We start from the raw sequence: 5636 nt of genomic DNA on the forward strand, positions 1-5636 counted from the left end.
GTTCGGTGAGGGGATCGCCGATGTCGTCGAGTTCACGCAGCGGCGCCAGCCAGGTGTCGAGCAGGCGCTGCATCAGCGTCTCGTGGATGTCTTCCTTGCGGCGGAAATAATAGAGCAGGTTGGGCTTCGACATGCCGGCGGCTTCGGCGATCTGGTCGATGGTCGAGCCGCGAAAGCCGTTGGTGGAGAAGACCTCAAGCGCCGCCTCCAGGATCAGTTCGCGCTTTTCCTGTTGGATGCGGGTGCGGCGAGGGTGGTCCGTGCCGGTGGTCACCGTTGCCAGCCCTCGCGTTGAGGGTCATCTGGACCAATTCTCTGGACCAGTTTTTCCCTAGCCTGTGGAACGCACTTCAGGTGCCGCATTTCCGCTAGTAATCCCTTGACCGCCGACAGGGCGGTGCTAACGTTTGTCCAATCGGTCAAAAATTTGCGTAGCATGAAAACGCAGCAAAGACCAAGCGTTGGGCGCACCGAAACAGTTTACAAGGGGAAGTCTTGGTCATGTCCAACCGGCTGAAAGTCACGCCGAACGATCTCAGTGCATTCTGGATGCCGTTCACGGCAAACCGGCAGTTCAAGCAGGCGCCGCGCATGATGGTGTCCGCCAAGGACATGCATTACACGACCAGCGACGGCCGCAAGGTTCTCGATGGCACCGCCGGACTCTGGTGCGTCAATGCTGGCCACTGCCGTCCGAAGATCACCGAGGCGATCCAGCACCAGGCCGCCGAGCTCGACTATGCGCCGGCCTTCCAGATGGGCCATCCGATCGTGTTCGAACTGGCCAACCGCCTGGTCGATCTCGCGCCCAAGGGCATGGACCATGTCTTCTTCACCAATTCCGGCTCGGAATCGGTCGAAACCGCGCTCAAGATGGCGATCGCCTATCACCGCGTGAAGGGCGAGGGCTCCCGCACTCGCCTGATCGGCCGCGAGCGCGGCTATCACGGCGTCAATTTCGGCGGCATCTCGGTCGGCGGCATCGTCACCAACCGCAAGATGTTCGGCACGCTGCTCGGCGGCGTCGACCATATGCCGCACACGCATCTGCCGGAAAAGAACGCCTTCACCAAGGGCGTGCCGGAGCATGGCGCGGAACTCGCCAACGAACTGGAGCGCATCGTCGCCCTGCATGACGCCTCGACCATCGCCGCCGTCATCGTCGAGCCGGTCGCCGGCTCCACCGGGGTCATCCTGCCGCCGAAGGGCTATCTGCAGAAGCTGCGTGAGATCTGCACCAAGCACGGCATCCTGTTGATCTTCGACGAGGTCATCACCGGTTTCGGCCGCCTCGGCACGCCGTTCGCAGCCGATTATTTCGGCGTCACGCCCGACATCATGACCACCGCCAAGGGCGTCTCCAACGGCGTCATCCCGATGGGCGCGGTGTTCGTGAAGAAGGAAATCCACGACGCCTTCATGACCGGCCCCGAGCACATGATAGAGTTCTTCCACGGCTATACCTATTCGGGCAATCCGATCGCCTGCGCAGCCGCACTCGGCACGCTCGACACCTACAAGGAAGAGGGCCTGCTGACCCGTGGCGAGGAGTTGGCGCCCTACTGGGAAGACGCACTGCATTCGCTGAAAGGCGAGCCGAACGTCATCGACATCAGGAACATCGGCCTGATCGGTGCGATCGAGCTGGCGCCGATTGCCGGCCAGCCGACCAAGCGGGCCTTCTCGGCTTTCGTCAAGGCGTTCGAGCGCGGCGCGCTTATCCGCACCACCGGTGACATCATCGCGCTGTCGCCGCCGCTGATCATCACCAAGGGCCAGATCAACGAATTGATCGACCGTGTGCGCGATGTGCTGAGGTCGATAGACTAAATCTGCTTTGCCTGGACGGGTGGCGGCGGGAACCGCCGCCCGACCAGTATATGAAATGAGAGGACTTTGAATGGCCGCACCCGGCGAGAATCTGCGAATCAATTCAGACCGTTTGTGGGATTCCATCATGGAAATGGCGAAGATCGGCCCCGGCATTGCCGGCGGCAACAATCGCCAGACCGTGACCGACGAGGATGGTGAGGGCCGGCACCTGTTCAAGCGCTGGTGCGATGCGGCCGGGCTCGAAATGGGCGTCGACGAAATGGGCACGATGTTTGCCCGCCGCGAAGGCACCGACCCCAGCCTGCCGCCGGTGTATGTCGGCAGCCATCTCGATACGCAGCCGACCGGTGGCAAATATGACGGCGTGCTTGGCGTGCTGGGCGGGCTTGAAGTGGTGCGGTCGCTTAATGATCTCGGCATCAAGACCAAACATCCGATCGTCGTCACCAACTGGACGAACGAGGAAGGCGCGCGCTTCGCGCCGGCGATGATGGCGTCCGGTGTGTTCGCCGGCGTGCTCGAGCAGGCCGATGTCTACGGGCATGTCGACAAGCAGGGCAAGAAATTCGGCGAAGAGCTCGAGCGCATCGGCTGGAAAGGCAGCGAGAAGGTCGGCGATCGCAAGATCCACGCCTTCTTCGAACTGCATATCGAACAGGGACCGATCCTCGAGGACGAGGGCATCGACATCGGCGTCGTCACCCACGGCCAGGGCCTGAAATGGCTACAGGTGACGCTGACCGGCAAGGAAGCGCATACCGGCTCGACGCCGATGCCGAAGCGCCGCAATGCCGGGCTCGGCATGGCGCGGGTGATCGAACTGGTGCACGAGATCGCCATGGACTACCAGCCCGACGCCGTCGGCGCGGTCGGCCACATGGAGGTGTTTCCCAACTCGCGCAACATCATCGCCGGCCGCACCGTCTTCACCATCGACATCCGCTCGCCGGAAAAGGAAGTGCTGGACGCCATGGACGGCCGCATCCGCGAAGGCATCGACACGATCTGCGAAGCGCTCGACATCCGGTACGAGATCGAGCAGGTCGGTGCTTTCGACCCGGTCACCTTCGATGCCGGCTGCGTCAAGGCGATTCGCGACGCTGCCGAACGCCTCGGCTATTCCCATCGCAACATCGTCTCCGGCGCCGGCCACGACGCCTGCTGGATCAACCGCGTTGCGCCCACCGCGATGGTGATGTGCCCCTGCGTCGATGGCTTGAGCCACAACGAGGCCGAGGAAATCTCGAAGGAATGGGCCTCGGCTGGCGCCGACGTGCTGTTCCACGCTGTGGTGGAGACGGCTGTCATCGTGGAGTGAGCCTAGAAATCTAGATTCCAAACGCTGCTCGCAAAGAAGCGCGAAGAGAACAAGGGAACAAGAAAAATGACCAAAGTCATCCGAAACGGCACCATCGTCACCGCCGACCGCACGTGGAAGGCCGATGTGCTGATGCAGCATGGCAAGATCGTCGCTATCGGCTCCAACCTGCATGGCGATCATGAGTTCGACGCCACCGGCTGCTACATCATGCCGGGCGGCATCGACCCGCATACGCATCTCGAAATGCCATTCATGGGCACCTATTCGGCCGATGATTTCGAATCCGGCACGCGTGCAGCACTTGCCGGCGGCACCACCATGGTGGTCGATTTCTGCCTGCCGGCGCCGCAGCAGTCGCTGCTCGAAGCCTTGCAGATGTGGGACAACAAGACCTCGAAGGCGTCGTGCGACTATTCCTTCCACATGGCGATCACCTGGTGGGGCAAGCAGGTGTTCGACGAGATGGCCACTGTCGTCGACAAGGGCATCACCTCGTTCAAGCATTTCATGGCCTACAAGGGCGCGCTGATGGTCGATGACGACGAGATGTATGCGTCGTTCCAGCGCTGCGCCGATCTCGGCGCGCTGCCGCTGGTGCATGCCGAGAATGGCGACGTCGTTGCTGCCCTGTCGCAGAAGCTGCTGGCCGCCGGCAACAACGGTCCCGAGGGCCACGCCTATTCGCGACCGCCTGAGGTGGAAGGCGAGGCGACCAACCGCGCCATCATGATCGCCGACATGGCAGGCGTGCCGCTCTATGTCGTGCATGTCTCCTGCGAGCAGAGCCATGAGGCGATCCGCCGGGCGCGCCAGAAGGGCATGCGGGTGTTCGGCGAGCCGCTGATCCAGCACCTGACGCTGGACGAGAGCGAGTATTTCGACAAGGACTGGGATCATGCGGCGCGCCGCGTGATGAGCCCGCCCTTCCGCAACAAATTGCACCAGGATTCGCTGTGGGCCGGCCTGCAGGCGGGCTCGCTGCAGGTGGTGGCGACCGACCATTGCGCCTTCACCACCAAGCAGAAGCGAAACGGCGTTGGCGATTTCACCAAGATCCCGAACGGCACCGGCGGGCTTGAAGACCGCATGCCGGTGCTGTGGACGACGGGCGTCAACACCGGCCGGCTGACGATGAACGAGTTCGTCGCGGTGACCTCGACCAACATCGCCAAGATCCTCAACATGTATCCGAAAAAGGGCGCCATCGTCGAAGGCGCGGATGCCGACATCGTCGTCTGGGATCCGAAGCGGAAGAAGAAGATTTCCTCGAAGAAGCAGCAGTCCGTCATCGACTACAATGTCTTCGAAGGGTTCGAGGTGACCGGCCTGCCGCGCTTCGTCTTCTCGCGCGGCGAACTGTCGATCCAGGAGGCCGAGGTCAAGGCCAAGCCCGGTCATGGCGAGTTCGTCGGCCGCGAGCCGAATGCGGCGGTCAACCGGGCGCTGTCGACGTGGAAAGAGATTTCTGCGCCCCGCAAGGTGGAACGCACCGGTATCCCGGCGACCGGGGTTTGAGCTTGGCGCGTTCGGCCGCGCTCATTTCGTTGGTCTTGGCGGCAAGTGTCGCCAGCCCGGCAGCAGCAGGCGGCGTGCTGGCCGGCTCCTGGGGCAATGATGTCGGCTGTGCCGGCGTCAAGGCCGGTTATCAGGATAGCGATGCCTATATCGTGCTGACGGCTGAAGGCATCGAGACCTATGGCAGCGGCTGCCGGTTCGCGCAGCAATTGACGCTGGTGCTGGGCGCACAATCGCTGACTTCGACCTGTTCCGCCGAGGGCGAGGCGGGAACGACAATCGAAACCGTCGTGGTCACCAACAAGGGAGAGGATGGTTTCTTCGTCACCATTCCAGGCCTTGAGGAAATGGGGCCGCTGCAATCATGTTTGTAACGTTGGGCATTGGGGGGGTGAGCATGCGTGGTTTTCGTTTTTCTGTTGCGATGGTTTTTGTGTTGGCGGCCGGCCAGGCTTCGGCGGCCGGTATCGATCTGTCGAAACCCTATGGCGACAAATATGGCTGCATCAACCGCAACGGCCAGGAAGTCGCCGCCGATCAGATGCTGCTTTTGACCGACAAGGAATTGATCACCGCCGCCAGCGCCTGCACGTTCACGAAGACGCAAGCGCAGGCTGACGGATCGCTCGTGGTGACGGCGACATGTGAGGCGGAAGGCGAAGAGGGACAGGAGCCGACCAAGTTTACCATCAAGCACAGCGCCAAGAACGCCAAGAAGCTGACGATCGCCGATGAGGACGGCAACGTCATGGGGGACGTTTCGCGGTGCAAATGACAGCGATCCCGTCGGCTTCAGGCGACCAGCGCATCCAGTTCCGGCAGCAGGACGACGCTTTCCTGTTCGTTGGGATCGGTGCGGGCAATGACGGCCGAAGACGGGGCGCCGCTCAGATTGGCCGGCAGATGCGGCACGCCGGCGGGAATGTAGAAAAGGTCGCCGGCCTTGACGACGATATGATGCTCGAGC

At 62.3% G+C, this 5636-nt stretch carries 7 protein-coding genes; 5 read left to right on the forward strand and 2 right to left on the reverse strand.

Annotation, left to right across the window (positions count from 1 at the left end):
• The coding region (locus EN993_RS30015; RefSeq protein ID WP_127265595.1) for a TetR family transcriptional regulator at window positions 1–274 on the reverse strand (274 nt) is incomplete at its 3' end.
• Between the two features lie 227 nt (window positions 275–501).
• Here EN993_RS30015 and EN993_RS30020 point away from each other — a divergent pair.
• The 5 genes from EN993_RS30020 (at window position 502) to EN993_RS30040 (ending at window position 5444) form a co-directional block, all read left to right on the forward strand.
• The gene (locus EN993_RS30020; RefSeq protein ID WP_127265596.1) at window positions 502–1830 is read left to right on the forward strand and encodes an aspartate aminotransferase family protein; all 1329 of its coding nucleotides are present in this window, start codon (window positions 502–504) and stop codon (window positions 1828–1830) included.
• Between the two features lie 70 nt (window positions 1831–1900).
• Window positions 1901–3151: a Zn-dependent hydrolase gene (locus EN993_RS30025; protein WP_127265597.1), complete on the forward strand. Its 1251-nt coding sequence runs from the start codon at window positions 1901–1903 to the stop codon at window positions 3149–3151.
• A gap of 66 nt (window positions 3152–3217) precedes the next feature.
• Entirely contained in the window at window positions 3218–4669 is a 1452-nt protein-coding gene (hydA, locus tag EN993_RS30030) for a dihydropyrimidinase (RefSeq protein ID WP_127265598.1), read from the forward strand.
• A gap of 2 nt (window positions 4670–4671) precedes the next feature.
• Window positions 4672–5043 carry a hypothetical protein gene (locus tag EN993_RS30035; RefSeq protein WP_127265599.1) on the forward strand — a complete coding sequence of 124 codons (372 nt, stop codon included), beginning with the start codon at window positions 4672–4674 and terminating at the stop codon, window positions 5041–5043.
• Window positions 5044–5066: 23 nt separating this feature from the next.
• Window positions 5067–5444: a hypothetical protein gene (locus EN993_RS30040; protein WP_206532440.1), complete on the forward strand. Its 378-nt coding sequence runs from the start codon at window positions 5067–5069 to the stop codon at window positions 5442–5444.
• A 17-nt stretch (window positions 5445–5461) separates the two neighbouring features.
• On the opposite strand, the gene EN993_RS30045 is transcribed toward EN993_RS30040, so the two are convergent.
• A partial coding sequence (locus tag EN993_RS30045; protein WP_281040585.1) for a cupin domain-containing protein occupies window positions 5462–5636 on the reverse strand: 175 nt, incomplete at its 5' end.

The organism is Mesorhizobium sp. M7D.F.Ca.US.004.01.2.1 (assembly GCF_003997785.1).
Classification (GTDB): Bacteria; Pseudomonadota; Alphaproteobacteria; order Rhizobiales; family Rhizobiaceae; genus Mesorhizobium; species Mesorhizobium loti.